Source organism: Microbacterium sp. NPDC087591, assembly GCF_044743625.1.
GTDB lineage: Bacteria > Actinomycetota > Actinomycetes > Actinomycetales > Microbacteriaceae > Microbacterium.
Genome location: NZ_JBIUWU010000003.1, coordinates 604,707 through 619,416, shown reverse-complemented (window position 1 = coordinate 619,416; position 14,710 = coordinate 604,707). Strand labels below are relative to the sequence as shown.

Genomic DNA, 14,710 nt, shown 5'->3' with positions numbered 1-14,710 from the left:
CATCGCACGATGACGAATCTCACGATCGGGAGTGCCTTCGGCGACCCCGAGATCCCTGTGCAGCTCGACGCCCGACGGTTCAACCGGCACACCTTCTGGTGCGGTCAGAGCGGCAGCGGCAAGACCTACGCGCTGGGCGTGGTGCTGGAGCAGCTCCTGCTGAAGACGGAGCTGCCGCTGCTCATCCTCGACCCGAACGGCGACTACACCCGGCTGCGCGAGACACGTCCATCGGCGCAGGGCGACGATGCGTCGACGATCTCCGAGCGGGACATCCGCGTCTTCCGCTCCGGGCCCTCCGACGGCGAGCCCCTGCACGTGCGCTACACCGAGCTCTCGGTGGCGTCGAAGGCGGCGGTGCTCCAGCTGGATCCGATCGCGGATGCCGACGAGTACAACGTGCTGCTGCACGCCGGGGCGGACGCCCAGGACTTCGACCCCGGGCATCTGCTGTCGCGATTGCGCGCCTCGGGGGATCCGGGGCAGGCGCGGCTCGCGAACCGCATGGAGAATCTCCAGGTGCTGGAGTGGGATCTGTGGGCACGCGGAGCATCGACCGTGCTCGACACCATCGACGAACGTCCTCATGCCACCGTCCTCGATCTGGGCGGATTCGCGCATCCCGTCGAGCCGAAGGTCGCGGCCCTCGCGGTGCTCGAGCACCTCTGGGCGCGCCGGGAGGAACGCCGTCCCGTGCTGATCGTCATCGACGAGGCCCACAACATCTGCTCCCCGAACCCGCAGACCGCCGTCGAGCGGGCCCTCACCGCGCAGCTCGTGCAGATCGCCGCGGAGGGTCGGAAGTTCGGGCTCTGGCTGCTGCTGTCGACTCAGCGTCCGACCAAGATCCACCCGAACGTGCTCTCGCAGTGCGACAACCTCGCGCTGATGAGGGTGAACGCGCCTCGCGACCTCGCGGAGATCGCCGACGTGTTCGGCTTCGCATCCGACGAGGCCATCCGCCGCTCCTCCGGCTTCGTGCAGGGGCAGGCTCTGTTCGCCGGCGGGTTCATCTCCGAGCCGACGTTCGTGCAGATGGGGGCCCGTATCACCGAAGAAGCCGGCGGCGACGTCAGGGTGCCGCTGCGCGCGCAGTGATGCCCTCGCGCAGTCGCAGACGGACGGCTTCACGGCGGTTCGCCACCCCGAGCTTGCGGTAGATCGACCGCTGGTGGGTGCGGATCGTGTTGACCGATACGAATAACGCAGCACCGATCTCGATCGCCGTCATCGTGGTGCCCAGATACGCGTAGATCTCCCACTCGCGTGCTGAGAGCATGGTCCCGAGATCGAGAGCCGCAGGCGCTCGCCGGTCATCTTCGGCGACACGTGCGGCGAGGAATGCCTCGTGAGCGGTGCCGGTGGCGGCGTGCCGGACCAGGAGCTCCCTCAGGCGCCCGTCGTTCCGGGAGAAGGGCAGGACCACGCCGTCGGCGGCACCGGCGTCGAGAGCGCTCTCGATCCGCCGGTGCGCCTGACGCGGGTCGCCGCGCTCGTCGGCGATGAGCGCGGCCGTGACCCGGGCCGACGCGGCCACATACGAGATCGACAGCTCCGGAGCGGTGAGTGCGGCGAGCAATTCGGTGGCATCGGCGAAACGGCCGGCACGACGAGCGATCTCGGCCGCCTCGATGCGAACGCCGGGGATGTTCTTCAGCGGACGGAGGGGTTCGATCGCCGTCATCGCGCGGTCGAAATCCCCGGCGGACGCGAGCAGCGCGGCGTTCGCGATGCTCCGGTAGGCGGGCCACGGCACGCCGCGCGTCTCCCGCGTGCTCACGCGCGAGATCAGCTTTCGCGCCGCGCTCAGTGCTGCGGGGCTCCCCTCCCGTGCGGCGCAGAACGCGAGGTAGACCCGGGCGAGGGCGGTGTACGACGCGTCGTGCCCGCCCCCGGCGACCAGCACGCCGAAACCGGCCTCGGCATCCGCCATCCGGTCCTGCCAGTAGTCGGTGAATGCACGGGCGAACAGCTCGATGCCGCCGTCGTAGTACTGCCAGTCGTCGGCGTCGTCGTCGCGCGCGCGGTGGTCCTCGATCAGCCGTCGTGCGGCGGAGAGGGAGCCGCCGTAGCTGAGGGAGAAGAGCAGATTGGTCGATGCGCGCCTGGCGAGGACGGCGCGGCGGGTGGCGATCGCCTCCTGCTTCGCGGATTCGAGCAGTCGGACGGTGCGCGGCGGGTCACGGCGCAGGCGCAACTCGGCCCAGCCGAGGAGGAACAGGGAGTACGCCTGCATCGACGCCGGAATGTCACCGCGCTCGAGCACTGCGCGGGCGCTGTCGGCGGCCGCGGACAGTGCGGTGTGCTCGTGTGCGAGGAACAGCGCCGCGAACGCGTTGGTCGCCTCATGGGCGGGAGCGAGTGCCCCGAGCGTGGCCGCTTTCGAGGCGAGCAGGGCCGCGCCGGTCCGGTCGTCGAGCTGATCCAGGCAACAGGCGCGGATCAGCAGGATCTCCGGATGTTCGGCGAGATGCGGTGGAAGTGCGACGCACAGGGTGCGCAGCGCCTTCGCACCGTCCTCGACGATCACCCGGAGCCAGGACGAACGGATGATGTCGATCGCCAGGGCGGGCTCGTCAGCCCGCAGAGCGTGGCCGACAGCCTCCGCGGGATAATACGGTGCCATCCAGCGCGCCGCGATGGCCTCCAGAGCGCGTCGACGCGCCCCGCTCGCGCGTGTCAGGATCTCCCGGCAGCGCGCGGCGAACTCATCATGCCAGCGGTACACGCGGGCGCCGTCGGGGTCGAGGTAGCGGTCGAGGAAGAGCCCTTGTGCGATGCATTCTTCGAGGAGCGACTCGCTGTCATCGACACCGCTGAGCGCGCGGGCGAGAGCCGGCGTCAGCCGGGAGCACACGCTCGTGGCGAGCACGAACCGTTCCAGGTCCGGGCGCAGGCGGGGCAGCACGTTCCCGGCGATGTAGTCGGTCAGCAGCACATCGGAACCGATCAGCGCGGGGCCGGCGTGGCCGGCGAGCCGGCGAAGCTGCACCGCGATCGGCCAGCCTCCTGTCGCGTCGAGCAGGGCTTCCGTATCGGCCTCGTCGATGGCGGGGGCATCGTCCTGAAGGATGTCGGCCGCGGTCAGCGCGAGGTCGGCACCGGTCAGGACGGCGGCCTCCCGGCTCACGAGCGACCGCGAGAACCAGCTCGACAGTTCAGGGGTGCCGGCGAGGGCGAAACGGAGCCGTCCCGCTGTCAGCGTCCGCAGCACCTCGACCACCCCGGCGGCGAGCGAGGGGCCGGCGTGATGTGCGTCATCGATCACGACGACGGTCGTCTCATCGAGTGCGCCCATGGTCTCTGCGATCCGACCGATGATGGCGCGGGCATCCGCATCCGGTGCCGGCATTCCTCGGACGGCGGCGTCGGGGGCGAGCTCGGCGAGTCGTCGCATCGCGCTCAGGATGCCGGAGAGCACCAGCGTGTCATCCCCGTGATCGTGCGGGGTCAGCGTGAGCCAGGCCGTCGTGGACGGGTGGTTGCGTGCCCATTCCGCGAGCAGGACGGTCTTTCCGTATCCGGAGGGTGCCGCCAGCAGAGTGACCTGACTGGTGGCGAGAGAATCGGACAGCAGGGAAAGCAGCCGCGTGCGCGCGATGGTCCCCGCCGTGGTCTGCGGTGGGGAGGTGAGGAACCACGGAGACGGTGCCCGAAGAGTCGCGGGGTAGCCATCCATAAAGCCACATGATATCGATCTGCGGTCGGTCGAGGGGCGGACTGGGACGAGCCGCGACACCGATGCCCTCATCCTTAGGTGATGAGATCGGCTCTCGATTCTTCCGGGTCACGGTCCCCGCGGAGCAATGTGGAGGGGGAACGCGACCGGCGGCCCGTCGTTTTTTCTGAGGAGGCGCAGCCGATGCGGACCCCCCTGCCCGGTGTGACACGAGAGAACTTCGTGCGAGAAGCGCTCGCGGGCGTGACGTTGCTCGCGATCGCCGTTCCGTTGAACATCGGCTACGCACAGATCGCCGGGCTGGCCCCGGTCGCCGGGCTCTACGCCCTCGTCGTCCCGACGATCGTCTACGCCCTGCTGGTCTCATCGAGACAGGTCGTGGCATCGCCGGACGCCGCGGCAGCCGCTCTCGTATTCGCATCCTTGACCGGGCTCGGCATCGCCGGTGATGACTTCGCCTCGATGGCGGCCGCACAGGCGATCCTGTGCGGCGTCTTCCTGGTCGCGGCGTCGGTGCTGCGTCTGGGGTTCCTCGCGAACTTCCTCTCGCGGCCCATCCTGGTCGGTTTCGTCTCGGGTCTGGCGCTGGAGGTGCTCCTCAGCCAGGTCGCCAAGATGCTCGGCATCCGTCTCGCGGCTGACGAGGAGTTCTTCGCGCAGGCGCTCGATCTGGCTCTGCGGATCGGGGAGACGTCATGGGTCTCCCTGGCGATGAGCGCGGCGGCCGTCATGTTGCTGCTTCTCGGACGACGGTTCGTGCCGTCCGTTCCCGGTGCGCTCGTCGTACTGGTGGGAGCCACGGTCCTCACCGTCGCGCTGCGCCTCGACGAGGCAGGAGTCGCTGTGCTCGGCGTCATCGACGGAGGTCCGCCGGAGTTCGCGTTCCCCGCACTGGGATGGGCGCAATGGCTGGCGCTCGTCCCTTCTGCCCTTGCGCTGGCCATGATCACGATGGCGGAGGGCGTGCTGATATCGCGGTCGTATGCGGACACACGCGGGTATCCAGTGTCCGCTGATCGCGATCTGCTCGCCTTCGGCGCGGCGAATGTCGCGGCGGGGATATCGATGTCCTTCTCGATGGGGTCCTCGACCTCACGGACGGCGGCGATGGATCAACTCGGCTCGCGCACGCAGCTGCCGAGCCTCGTCCTGGCGGGTGGATCGCTGATACTGCTGCTGGTCGGCACCGAACTTCTCGCCCAGATACCGTCCCCGGTGATCGGTGCGGTCGTCGCCGTGGCCGTGATCAAGCTGATCGGGCTGGGAGAGCTGCGCGCCTTCTTCCGGCTCTCGCGCTACGAGTTCGGCATCGCCGTGGCCTGCCTGCTCGGGGTGCTGATCATCGGACCGCTCGGCGGCCTGTTCCTCGCTTTCTTCTTGGCGCTCGTCAACCTGGCGCGCAGAGCGTCGAATCCGGAGATCGACGTGCTCCACGCGTCCGAGGATCCGCAGGAGACACCTGTCGTCGGAGTGCCGACGGCCGGTGTAGCCGGCGTCCTCGTGATCCGCTTCGCGGCGCCACTGTTCTTCGCGAACGGTGCCGTGCTCGTCGACCGCGTTGCCGAGATCGTGCACGCTGCCGGGTCCGGTCTGCACGCGGTCGTGATCGACGCGGAGGGCATCACGGACGTCGATGTCACAGGGGCGGAGGCGCTGCGGGGGATTGAGCGGTCGCTGCGCGGTGCCGACATCACGATCGCTGTGTCGCGTCTGCGCCCGGGGTTGCGAGAGCGGTTCGCAAAGTTCGATCTGCTGGACGGCGTCGTCGAGTTCGACTCGAATCGGGCCGCCCTCTCCGCGCTGACGCGGGGGACGGTGTGACGGGTGTCACCAGGGAGCCGGCAGTTTCGCCGCTGTCGTACTGACCCGCCACACCGTCGCCCGGTGCGGACCGCCTCAGCGCGCATCGACCTCCCGGAGCGCGCCGTCGGCGTCGATCTCCAGCCGCAGATCCAGGTCGAGCCGAGCGAGGAACGCGTCGTCGTGGCTCACGATGAGCACCGCTCCGCGATAGGCGCGCAGTGCATCGACGAGCTGGTCGACCGTGTCGAGGTCGAGGTTGTTGGTCGGTTCGTCGAGCACCACGAGATGCGGTGCCGGATCGGCGAGCAACAGTGTCGCCAGCGCCACCCGGAACCGCTCTCCTCCCGACAGCGAGGCGATCGGTCGGTCGGCCGTCGCACCGCGGATCAGGAAGCGGGCGAGCCGGTTGCGCAGCTCCTTCTCCGGCACGTGCGGTGCGGCCGCGGCGATGTTCTCGAACACCGAGCGGCCTTCCTCGAGCCCGTCCACGCGCTGCGGCAGGTAGCCGACCAGCGCGGTGTGCGCGTGCGCCTGCAACGGCGGCCGTTCACAACTCAGGACATCCGCGTCGGTGTCGCCCGAACCGGGCGTTTCGAGGCTCCGAGGCTCCGATTCTCCTGAGTTGGGGACGACCGCGTCGCCGGACACCGCACCGGCACTCGCCACCAGACGCTCCAGCAGCGTGGTCTTGCCTGCGCCGTTGCGCCCGACCAGAGCGACACGCTCCGGCCCCTGGAGCACCCACGACCGTTCGGCGTCGCCGATCGTCGCGATGCGGCGGGTACGGGACACCTCCGGATCCGGCAGCTCGATCTTCATCGACGCATCGGAGCGGATGCGACGGCCCGCCTCGTCATGCGCGGCGCGCGCGGCATCCTCCTTCGCGCCGACCTCCGTGCGCAGCTTGCCGGCCGAGACCTCGGCGGCCATCTTGCGCCCGTGCGCCACGATCCTCGGCACGCGCTTCTCCCGCTCGGCCTTCTTCGCCGTGCGGGCTCGATGCGCGAGCTTGGTCTCGGCCTCGATGCGCTGCCGCTTCTCCTTGCGCACGGACTGCGCCGCTTCGCGCTCCGCCTGCTTCGCCGCATCCTGTTCGGCATCCAGCCAGGCGCGCCACTGCGAGTACGGGCCTCCGAACACGCTCAGCGTGTGCGCGTACAACTCGGCGGTGTCGTCCATCAGCTCCAGCAGCGACACGTCGTGGCTCACCACGATCAGGGTGCCCTTCCACGCCGCGACCATGGCGGCGAGCTTCGCGCGCGCGTCGCGGTCGAGGTTGTTGGTCGGTTCGTCGAGCAGGGTGATGGGTGCGCGGCGCAGGCGGATGCCGGCGATCGCCACCAGCACCGCCTCACCACCCGAGAGCTCACCGACCCGACGGTCGAGGAAGTCCGGGGCGAGCCCCGCCTCCGCGAGTGACGCTTCGGCGCGCGCCTCGATGTCCCAGTCGTCGCCGACGGTGTCGAAGTGCGCGGGGTCGACGTCGCCCGCGGCGATGGCACGCACCGCGTCGAGCGCGGGAGCGACACCGAGGAGCTCGGACACCCGACGGTCGACGTCGAGCGTGAGCCGCTGCGGGAGATAGGCGATGTCTCCACTGCTGCTGATGGTGCCGGACGTCGGAGTCAGCTCACCGGCCATCAGACGCAGCAGTGTGGACTTGCCGGAGCCGTTGCGGCCGACGAGTCCGGTGCGGCCGGTGCCGAAGGAGCCGGACACGCTGTCCAGCGCGGTCGAGCCGTCCGGCCAGGTGAACGTGAGGCCGTCGAGGGTGATCGAGGCGAGAAGTGCGGGGGTGGACATGGAGTCTCCTGTCGAGTGCGAGGGTGCACTGACACCGGAACACCGGTGGGGTCGTCGGGAATCGACGCCCTCGAAGGGCGGTGCGGGCCGTGTGAGTCGGCGATCGTCGGGTCAGCGCGCGGAAAGAGAGGCGCGGAGGCGACGGATCAGATCAAAGGACTTCCAGACACGGCGGACAGGACTCCCCGACGATACCCGGGCGTGTCGCGTATCGCAACCCTCGGGCGTGTCGTATCGCGGGCCGGCGATCGACCGCGATGTCAGGGGGTGATGCCCTCGACCCACTTGGTCAGGAACAGCCGCACGTCGGCGAGCTCCTCCTCGGAGATGCTGTGGGTGAGGCCGATGTAGACGCGGCCGGAGAGCTCGGAGTGCTCGGGCAGCCACTGCGCGGTGTGATCGATCAGCGCAGGGGGGATGACGTCGTCGTGCGAGCCGCGCCCCCAGAACACCGGGGGACGGAGCTCCTTCAGGTGGTCGTCGAGGGGCAGCTCGCCCGGTGTCGCGTAACCGCTGAGGGCGGCCACGGCACCGAAGCGCTCCGGCGCCAGTCGCAGGGCCTGCAGCGCGACGGCTGCACCCTGGGAGAAACCGAGCAGGGCGACCGAGGTGGCCTCCGCCGCCGCGGTGTCGAGCCACCGGAGGAAGGCGTCGGCGGCTGCGGTCACGGCGTCCGCACTGCGGCCGTCGAGGCCCTCGATCGGGTACCAGGAGCGGCCGGGCATGGGCCACGGCGGTGTGAGCGGCGCGGCCACCGACGCGGCGGCGATGCCCTGCGGCAGGTGGGGGACGAGCCCGAACAGGTCGTGCTCGTCTGCGCCGTAGCCATGCAGCAGCACCACCAGCGGCATCCCGGCGCGGTCGCGGGTCGACCAGCGTGTCGCGGTGTCGTCGATCGTCAGATTCTCGCTCACTCCTTCATCCTGCCAGGGGCCTCCGACGCGCACGCTGTGTCGGCGCAGAGGTGTGGCTGGTAGAAAGGACGCATGGCCGTTCGCACACCTGATCCCGATCCTGAGCCCGACGACGGCCTCGGCGGTTTCGGCGACGGGCAGCAGCCCTCCCGGGACTCCAACCCCGGCTGGCTGAGCGAGTTCGAGCTCGCGGAGGCGCGCCGGCACCTGCCGATGCTCTACGTCGAGGCGATCCCGGTGCGCACCGACGGCTCCGGTCAGGTGATCGAGATCGGCATCCTGCTGCGGTCCACTCCGATGGGAGAGATGACGCGGACCATCGTCTCCGGCCGCGTGCGCTTCGGCGAGACCATCCGCGATGCGCTCTTCCGTCACGTCGAGAACGACCTCGGACCCATGGCGTTCCCGCTGCTGCCGCCGCAGCCGCTCCCGTTCACGGTGGCCGAGTACTTCCCCATCCCCGGAGTCAGCGCCTACCACGACGACCGTCAGCACGCGGTGTCGCTCGCCTTCGTCGTGCCCGTCACCGGCACGTGCGAGCCGCGCCAGGACGCCCTCGAGGTCACCTGGTTCTCGCCGGAGGCCGCAGGCTCCGACGCGGTCGCCGCCGAGATGGAGGGCGGCCGCGGCACGCTCATCCGTCAGGCCCTCGCGAACCTCGGCCTGCTGCGCTGACCCCGCCCCACCTGACCCCGCCCCACCTGACCCCGCCCCGCCTGATCCCGCCGAGTGCACGGGATGCTGCCGAGCGCACGACCTGGCGACGCACGTACGCCGTCCACTCGGCACCAAGCCGTGCACTCGTAGCTGCGTTGCGTGCGGTGGGCATATGTCCAGGGAGTGTGGCGCCCGCGCCGGTTCCCGTGTATGCATGACGGAGGGGATCTGCTCAGACCGCCCTTTCCTGTGCGGTCGCCCGGCCGCGTCCTGCCCGAGAGGATGCCCTCATGGTGTTCCCCGCCCTGTCCCGGTCAGCGCGTTCCGCCGCCGCTGCCATCGCCGCGGCGCTCCTGGCGTCGATGCTGGTCGCGGTCGCCGCGCCGGCGTCGGCATCCGTCGCGCCGACGACCGCCGTCGTCGACCCCGCGCACGCCGGTGTCGCCGACCGTCTGCCCGTCGCCCTCTCCGACGCCGTCGCCGTCGCCGCCGAGTCTCCCGCCGAGCCGCCGGAGGGCACCGCGCCGGTGTCCGGCATCGTCCACTTCCCGGTCGGTGTCGACCTGACGAAGGGGCGCACCGTCGTCGCCGCCTACGCGACGAACGCCGATACCTCATCACCCCTCGCCGCTGCACCGGTGGCAGCGGACGGCAGCTACACGTTCTGGGCGCCCGTCGGCGACATCGTCCTCGCCGTGCTCTCCGAAAGGCGCGCGGTGTTCGACATCGGCGGCGCGTCCGCAGGCGGATCCAGTCCAGACGACATCAGGGTGCTGGATGCGGACGGCCTGGAGTTCAGTCCGACGCTCGCCCGGTCCGCGCTGATCACCGGTGCAGTGAGCGCCCCCGTCAGCATCGCGGGGCAGAAGGTCGTGGCGGTCGTCTATCCCGCGGGTGGCGCAGAGGGGCTCGCCGTGGCGGCGAACTACGTCGCGGACGGCGGTGCCTATGCGGTCGGCGGCCTGCCCGCCGGTGACTACCGTCTGGCCTTCGTCTCGGCGGCGGCCGGAGCGGCATCCGAATGGTGGAACGACGCGCCCAGCTTCGCCAAGGCGCGCTCGATCCGGCTGGGGGAGGCGCAGGTCGCGACTGCCGACGTGACGCTCGCGGCGCTCGGCATCCTCGACACCTCGATTCCGAAGATCAGCGGAACGACCACCGTCGGGCAGACACTCACGGCCGCAACGGGGGCGTGGACTCCCGGAGCGACACTCACGTACCAGTGGTATGCCGACGGGGCTGCCATCGCGAAGGCGACCGCCGCATCGCTGAAGCTTCCCGCCGCCGTCGCCGGCAAGAAGATCACGGTCAGGGTCACCGGGAAGAAGGCCGGGTTCGGTACGAAGTCCGAGACGTCCGCCGCGACCGCGGCCGTCCGGCGTCCCCTCACCGCTCCCGTCCCGACCATCACGGGCACGACCACGGTCGGCCAGAAACTCACGGTGAAGCCGGGCACCTGGACGACCGGGACCAGGCTGGCGTACCAGTGGTACATCGGCGGCGTCGCGGTCGCGAAGGCCACGGCGGCCTCCTTCACTCTCCCTGCCTCGGCGACGCTGAAGACGGTCACCGTGGTGGTCACGGGGACCAAGTCCGGATACGCGACCGCGTCGAAGCAGTCCAAGGCCACCGCGGTCGTGAAGGGCATCCTGAAGGCGTCGACCCCGAAGATCAAGGGATCGACCGTCGTCGGCTCGCGGCTGACCGTGTCGACCGGCACCTGGACCAGCGGCACCACGCTCACGTACCAGTGGTACGCGAACGGCACGGCGATCAAACGGGCGACGGGGTCGTCGCTGGTCGTGACCGCGGCCATGGTGAAGAAGAACATCACCGTCAGGGTGACCGGAACCAAGAGCGGGTATGTGACGGCCGCCAAGACCTCGGCGAAGACCGGAGCCGTGAGCTACCCCTCCCGCACGACACCCGTGTCGACCTGGAACTGCCCGGCCTGGGCGCCCATCAAGGGAAATGCGAGTTCGATGATCTTCCACGTGCCGTCCGGCCAGTACTACTCGCGCACCAAGCCGGAGGAGTGCTTCTCCTCGGAGGGCGCCGCGATCAAGGCGGGGTACCGCAAGTCGAAGCGCTGAGTGCACGGGATGCCGCCGAGGCATCCGCCGAGTGCACGGGATGCTGCCGAGTGCACGGGATGCCGCCGTAGGCAGGCCGTCCACTCGGCACGAAGCCGTGCACTCGACGGTGGGGTGCCGCCTCTGGTCAGGCGGCGGTGAGGCGCGACAGCTCCGCGACGAACGCGTCGACGTCGGACTCGTGCGTATCGAAGCTGCACATCCAGCGGACCTCGTTGCGCGCGGCATCCCAGTCGTAGAAGCGGAAGGACTCGCGCAACGCGTCGGCGACGCCGTCGGGGACCGTCGCGAAGACGCCGTTGGACTGCGTCGGCTGCGTGAACGAGACGCCGGTGATGGAGCCTGCCGCGATGGCGGTCTCGATCTCGCCGCGCAGGCGGGCTGCCATGGCGTTCGCGTGGCGGGCGTTGCGCAGCCACAGGTCGCCCTCGAGCAGTGCGATCAGCTGCGCCGACACGAAGCGCATCTTCGACGACAGCTGCATGTTGAACTTGCGGGAGTACACGAGCCCATCGGATGCCGCGGGGTTCAGCACCACGACCGCCTCGCCCAGCATGGCGCCGTTCTTGGTGCCGCCGAAGCTCAACACGTCGACGCCGACGTCGCGGGTGAACGCGCGCAGCGGCAGGTCGAGCGCGGCGGCCGCGTTCGACAGGCGTGCGCCGTCGAGGTGCAGCTTCATGCCGCGTTCGTGGGCGTGGTCGGCGATCGTGCGGATCTCCTCCGCGGTGTACAGCGTGCCCAGCTCGGTCGACTGCGTGATCGAGACGACGAGGGGCTGTGCGCGGTGCTCGTCGCCCCAGCCCCACGCCTCGCGGTCGATCAGCTCCGGGGTGAGCTTGCCGTCGTCGGTCGGGACCGTGAGCAGCTTGAAGCCGCCGATCCTCTCAGGGGCACCGCCCTCGTCGACGTTGATGTGTGCCGTGGAGGCCGCGATCACGGCGCCCCAGCGCGGCAGCATCGACTGGAGTCCGGTGACGTTCGCCCCGGTTCCGTTGAACACGGGGAAAGCCTCGACGCCCTCGCCGAACTGCTCCTGGAAGACCTCCTGCAGGCGTGCCGTGTAGACGTCGCTGCCGTATGCACCCTGGTGCCCGTCGTTGGCCTCCGCGATGGCCGCGAGGACCTCGGGGTGGATGCCGGAATAGTTGTCGCTGGCGAAGCCCCGGATCGCGGGGTCATGCTGGATGGTCACCGATACAGCCTACGGCCCCGGCCCGCTGCGGCCGGCGGACGGGCGCCCGATTCCCCCTGGCCGGGGGTGCGGGGTCGTCGAGCTGCGGACGGGTTCGTCGAGCTGCCGACGGATCACGGACGAACGGACGGATCACGGACGAACGGACGGATCACGGACCGATCGACGGGAGAACCTCCGCCGATCGTCCTGATCTCCGTGGATCGTCGGCTCCGACTCGTCCGTGAGGCCGTCGGTGCAGGGAGGGGTTCCGGATGTCGGAGGCGGGCTCTACCCTCGGAACATGCAGCGCACCGCAGCGAAGACCGCCTTCGCGAATGTCCTCGTCAACACGTTGATCGCCAACGTCACGACGAGCTTCCTGTGGTTCGCTCTCACGTTCTGGGTGTACATCGAGACGGAGTCCGTGCTGGCCACCGGAATCATCGGCGGCGCGTACATGCTCATGATCGCGTTCTTCGCGATGATCTTCGGCACGATCGTCGACCGGCATCGCAAGCACACGGTCATGCTGCTCTCGAGCGTCATCTCCGCGATCGCGTTCCTGCTCGCGGGCGTGCTGTACGTCTCGCAGCCCGAGAGCGCTCTGCTCGACCTCGGCGGCCCGTGGTTCTGGCTGTTCTCGGCGGTCATCCTGTTCGGCGGCGTGATCGAGCAGCTGCGCAACATCGCCCTCTCGACCACGGTCACGCTGCTGGTCGAGGAGGAGAAACGGGCGAACGCCAACGGCCTCGTCGGCACGGTCCAGGGGCTCGCCTTCCTGGTGACGAGCGTCTTCTCGGGACTCTCGATCGGGTTCCTCGGCATGGGGTGGACCCTCGCGATCGCGATCGCCGCCATGGTGCTGACCTTCGCGCACCTGCTGTTCATCCGCATCCCGGAGGGCACTCCCGAGGTCGACCCCGAGGCGAAGAGCGCCCTGGATTTCCACGGGAGCGTCCGGGCGATCCGGTCGGCGCCAGGACTGTTCGCGCTGATCATCTTCTCGACCTTCAACAACCTTATCGGCGGCGTCTACATGGCGCTCATGGATCCCTACGGACTCACTCTCTTCAACGCGCAGATGTGGGGTTTCGCGCTGGCGTTCGCCTCGACCGGGTTCCTGATCGGCGGCCTGGTGGTCGCGAAGTTCGGTCTCGGCGCGAAGCCGATGCGCACCATGCTGCTCGTCGTCATCGCGATGGGGCTTCTGGGCTCGGTGTTCATGCTGCGCGAGTGGTGGCCCCTGTACGTACTGGGCATGTGGGTCTACATGGCGCTGGTGCCGCCGGTCGAGGCGGCCGAGCAGACCGTGATCCAGAAGGTCGTGCCGTTCGAGCGTCAGGGCCGCGTGTTCGGTGTCGCGGCCGCGATGGAGGCGGCCGCGGCGCCGATCACCGCGTTCCTGATCGCCCCGATCGCCGAGTTCCTGATCATCCCGTACATGAAGACGCGCGAGGGGCAGCAGCAGTGGGGGTGGCTCCTCGGCGAGGGCGAGGCCCGCGGTATCGCCCTGATCTGCCTGTTCGCAGGTCTGATCATGGTGGTGGTCGGCACGCTCGCGTTCTTCACGAAGTCCTATCGACGGCTCACCGAGCTGTATGCGAACGCGCCGGATCCTGCTCCCGAGCGTGACGACGAGACGGATGCGGGGAGCGATCGAGATCCGGGTGTCTCTGAGAGCGAGCTGCCGGATGCCGTGTCGTCGGGGCGGCAACCGAGCGAGGGAGCCAGGAGGTTCGACGCTCCACCGATCGTTCCGGGGATGCCTCCGGACACCCGGTGACGATGCCCGTGACGAAGGAACGCAGCGGGAGGGTCAGCCCAGGTCGATCACGCGGTCGTTGAGGTCTGCGGCATCCGTGTCCCACAGTGCGACGATCCGCGCCGCGAGGCTCTCCGGGTCCAGAGCCTTCGCCCGGAACACGACGGATGCCGCGCGCAGCGGTTCTCCGGACTCACGGGCCGCCTTGGCGAAGCCCTGTGCGACGGCCCGGGCCCATGCCTCGCTCGCGGCCTTGACCGCGGCGTAGTTCGCGCCTCCGGCCAGCGGCCGGGCGACAGCGGTGGACGACACGATCGCGAAGCGTCCGGCCTCCGACGCCTGCAGTGCGGTGTCGAACGCGCGACTGGTCGCGCGCACGGCCTCGAGCGCGGGGAGCAGAGCGGCGAAGTCCTCGTCGCTCTGCCCGGCGAGCCCGCCGCCACCGCGCCATCCGCCCACCAGCGGCACGACGGCATCCACGCGGCCGATGCGGGCAGCCAGGTCGGTCATCTCGGTGAGAGAGGTGGCATCGGCGACTTCGACCTGCGCACCGGCATCCGCGAGCTCCTGCAGCCGCTCCGCCGAGCGGCCGGTCGCGATGATGTCGGCTCCGGCGGCCCGCAGCGCTCGCGTCACCGCGAGCCCCGCCGCACTCGTCGCCCCGGCCAGCAGCACCGTGCGCCCGGAGAGGTCCTCGTGCTCAGTCATGTCTCTCACTTTCGCGGATGGAAGACGCTTCTGCGGCCAGAACCGGCGGAGTGATCCGCAGAAAGTGGTTCCGGCCGCAGAAACAGCGCGCCCCCAGCGCCGTATTCACACGCG

10 protein-coding genes are annotated in these 14,710 nt (G+C 69.7%); 5 read left to right on the top strand and 5 right to left on the bottom strand.

Annotation, left to right across the window (positions count from 1 at the left end):
• Positions 1 to 9 precede the first annotated feature (9 nt).
• Positions 10 to 1,098, top strand: coding sequence for an ATP-binding protein (locus ACIOVG_RS17550; protein ID WP_400876304.1), 1,089 nt, complete (start codon positions 10 to 12; stop codon positions 1,096 to 1,098).
• Here the strand turns inward: ACIOVG_RS17550 and ACIOVG_RS17545 are convergent.
• Positions 1,073 to 3,679 (bottom strand): LuxR C-terminal-related transcriptional regulator, encoded by a 2,607-nt coding sequence (locus ACIOVG_RS17545; protein WP_400876302.1) that lies wholly within the window; start codon positions 3,677 to 3,679, stop codon positions 1,073 to 1,075. The genes ACIOVG_RS17550 and ACIOVG_RS17545 overlap by 26 nt on opposite strands.
• Positions 3,680 to 3,862: 183 nt before the next feature.
• Between ACIOVG_RS17545 and ACIOVG_RS17540 the strand changes: the two genes are divergently transcribed.
• Positions 3,863 to 5,500 (top strand): SulP family inorganic anion transporter, encoded by a 1,638-nt coding sequence (locus tag ACIOVG_RS17540; RefSeq protein ID WP_400876300.1) that lies wholly within the window; start codon positions 3,863 to 3,865, stop codon positions 5,498 to 5,500.
• 75 nt (positions 5,501 to 5,575) lie between these two features.
• Here the strand turns inward: ACIOVG_RS17540 and ACIOVG_RS17535 are convergent, their stop codons facing one another.
• Positions 5,576 to 7,285, bottom strand: a complete 1,710-nt coding sequence (locus tag ACIOVG_RS17535; protein ID WP_400876297.1) for an ABC-F family ATP-binding cassette domain-containing protein — start codon at positions 7,283 to 7,285, stop codon at positions 5,576 to 5,578.
• 260 nt (positions 7,286 to 7,545) lie between these two features.
• Positions 7,546 to 8,199, bottom strand: a complete 654-nt coding sequence (locus ACIOVG_RS17530; protein ID WP_400876295.1) for an alpha/beta hydrolase — start codon at positions 8,197 to 8,199, stop codon at positions 7,546 to 7,548.
• A 72-nt stretch (positions 8,200 to 8,271) separates the two neighbouring features.
• On the opposite strand from ACIOVG_RS17530, the gene ACIOVG_RS17525 reads away from it, so the two are divergent.
• Together ACIOVG_RS17525 and ACIOVG_RS17520 are read left to right on the top strand one after the other, a co-directional pair.
• The gene (locus ACIOVG_RS17525; RefSeq protein WP_400876292.1) at positions 8,272 to 8,874 is read left to right on the top strand and encodes an NUDIX hydrolase family protein; all 603 of its coding nucleotides are present in this window, start codon (positions 8,272 to 8,274) and stop codon (positions 8,872 to 8,874) included.
• 272 nt (positions 8,875 to 9,146) lie between these two features.
• Entirely contained in the window at positions 9,147 to 10,949 is a 1,803-nt protein-coding gene (locus ACIOVG_RS17520) for a hypothetical protein (RefSeq protein WP_400876290.1), read from the top strand.
• A 127-nt stretch (positions 10,950 to 11,076) separates the two neighbouring features.
• Here the strand turns inward: ACIOVG_RS17520 and ACIOVG_RS17515 are convergent, their stop codons facing one another.
• The gene (locus tag ACIOVG_RS17515) at positions 11,077 to 12,144 is read right to left on the bottom strand and encodes a threonine aldolase family protein (protein ID WP_400876288.1); all 1,068 of its coding nucleotides are present in this window, start codon (positions 12,142 to 12,144) and stop codon (positions 11,077 to 11,079) included.
• A gap of 283 nt (positions 12,145 to 12,427) precedes the next feature.
• Between ACIOVG_RS17515 and ACIOVG_RS17510 the strand changes: the two genes are divergently transcribed.
• Positions 12,428 to 13,909: an MFS transporter gene (locus ACIOVG_RS17510; protein WP_400876285.1), complete on the top strand. Its 1,482-nt coding sequence runs from the start codon at positions 12,428 to 12,430 to the stop codon at positions 13,907 to 13,909.
• Positions 13,910 to 13,942: 33 nt separating this feature from the next.
• On the opposite strand, the gene ACIOVG_RS17505 is transcribed toward ACIOVG_RS17510, so the two are convergent.
• Positions 13,943 to 14,596: an SDR family NAD(P)-dependent oxidoreductase gene (locus ACIOVG_RS17505; protein WP_400876283.1), complete on the bottom strand. Its 654-nt coding sequence runs from the start codon at positions 14,594 to 14,596 to the stop codon at positions 13,943 to 13,945.
• Between the last annotated feature and the right edge of the window lie 114 nt (positions 14,597 to 14,710).

Coding starts and splice junctions, on each gene's coding strand:
- ACIOVG_RS17525 (WP_400876292.1), top strand. CDS start 8,272: ATGGCCGTTCGCACACCTGATCCCGATCCTGAGCCCGACGACGGCCTC.
- ACIOVG_RS17550 (WP_400876304.1), top strand. CDS start 10: ATGACGAATCTCACGATCGGGAGTGCCTTCGGCGACCCCGAGATCCCT.
- ACIOVG_RS17510 (WP_400876285.1), top strand. CDS start 12,428: ATGCAGCGCACCGCAGCGAAGACCGCCTTCGCGAATGTCCTCGTCAAC.
- ACIOVG_RS17535 (WP_400876297.1), bottom strand. CDS start 7,285: ATGTCCACCCCCGCACTTCTCGCCTCGATCACCCTCGACGGCCTCACG.
- ACIOVG_RS17545 (WP_400876302.1), bottom strand. CDS start 3,679: ATGGATGGCTACCCCGCGACTCTTCGGGCACCGTCTCCGTGGTTCCTC.
- ACIOVG_RS17505 (WP_400876283.1), bottom strand. CDS start 14,596: ATGACTGAGCACGAGGACCTCTCCGGGCGCACGGTGCTGCTGGCCGGG.
- ACIOVG_RS17540 (WP_400876300.1), top strand. CDS start 3,863: ATGCGGACCCCCCTGCCCGGTGTGACACGAGAGAACTTCGTGCGAGAA.
- ACIOVG_RS17520 (WP_400876290.1), top strand. CDS start 9,147: ATGGTGTTCCCCGCCCTGTCCCGGTCAGCGCGTTCCGCCGCCGCTGCC.